Raw genomic sequence first — 1,409 nt, 5'->3', positions numbered from 1 at the left:
TTGGGAGAGCACCTGCCTTGCACGCAGGGGGTCAAGAGTTCGAGTCTCTTTATCTCCACCATTTAAAAGAACAGTCTTATAGACTGTTCTTTTTTATTATGTAAAATTTTTTATAAACAAAAAACAAGCTATGTTGATTTGAAGAATTGTAATGTTTTTATATTAATGGTTGTGTTATAATCTCTATATATAATACAAGAACATTCATTGAAGATATATGTCCTTTCTGATAATGAAAGTTTTGCTTTAATGTGAAATGTTTCCATGATTTTTGTTCCAGCTCTTTAGTTGGATATAATCTAACTTTTTTTAGTGGGATCACTTTGTAACCACTCCTTAATAATCTTCTTAACTTTACTTAATCTTTTACTTTCAAGTTTACAGCTAAATACTGTAATAATTTGAATTAAATATTAAACCAACCCCGTTCTTCTATTTTTTAAGTGTTGTCTATAATTTCAGCATTAGTTCCATATTTATTACATAGATTTTCTATGATTTCAAATTCAAATTTTAAGAATCTATATTTATATAAAATTACTAACTTTTCAACTTCTGAATTAGTTATCATATTCTATAAGGTGCTATTGAGATAGTACCTACATATCTTCAGTTAATTCTACTCTGGCTGGTTTTAATCTTCCTGTTTTATACCAGTTTCTTAACAGGTGGGTTGTTTTCCCAATAGTTTTAGTAAAAGATCCTATTGAGTAATATTTCAAAAAAATCACCTCCTAAAACTATTATGATAAATATTACAATAAGCTATAAATACTATTTTTATGGTTTATAATATTTTAGTTAATATTGTTATATCTCTCCATGTATCATAGGCTTTGTGACTTTTAATAACGTTCGGTATTCCATAAATAAAATTTCCTTATCAAAATTGAGATCTTGTCAATGAGTGCTAATGGACTAATCTGGTTTTAATCAGTAAATATAACTATCTTTTCTAATTAAAAAATAGTATCTTGGACTATTTTATTCGCTATTTAATGTTTTGATCTACACTATATTATTATGGTTTTTGATCTAAATATTCAATAAAAGAACTACTTTAATCATTAAACTTTACCTGGAGTGTCAATATAAGAAAAAATGAAATATTGGATGAAAACTGTAGAAATAAGAGAATAATAAGATTATTTGAGCATTTATAAAGAGATACAGAGTTATAAATTTTGATAAGATATTCCTTGTCGCCAAGAGAAGCTCGGAAATCTTCTAAAAAAAGATTTAAAAAAACTCTTGACAACAAAGAAAACAAATGTTAAACTAATATAGCTGTCGTAAGATAGCGAAAATATTAGAAAAACTTGATCATTGAAAATTAAACAGAGAATGATAATATAGATTCCAGTTCAACTAGAATTTATACATTTACAAAACTCCTAAATGATTGGAGA

1 protein-coding gene and 1 pseudogene are annotated in these 1,409 nt (G+C 26.1%); both read right to left on the bottom strand.

Annotation, left to right across the window (positions count from 1 at the left end; all coding sequences use genetic code 11):
• Positions 1-299 precede the first annotated feature (299 nt).
• Positions 300-574: pseudogene (locus BUB83_RS21785) on the bottom strand (IS607 family transposase); the annotation flags it as partial.
• A 25-nt stretch (positions 575-599) separates the two neighbouring features.
• Positions 600-722, bottom strand: a complete 123-nt coding sequence (locus BUB83_RS23040) for a MerR family transcriptional regulator (protein WP_423231156.1) — start codon at positions 720-722, stop codon at positions 600-602.
• Between the last annotated feature and the right edge of the window lie 687 nt (positions 723-1,409).

It is taken from the genome of Clostridium grantii DSM 8605 (genome assembly GCF_900129965.1).
GTDB lineage: Bacteria > Bacillota > Clostridia > Clostridiales > Clostridiaceae > Clostridium_AF > Clostridium_AF grantii.
This window is presented reverse-complemented; position numbering and strand designations above follow the sequence as displayed.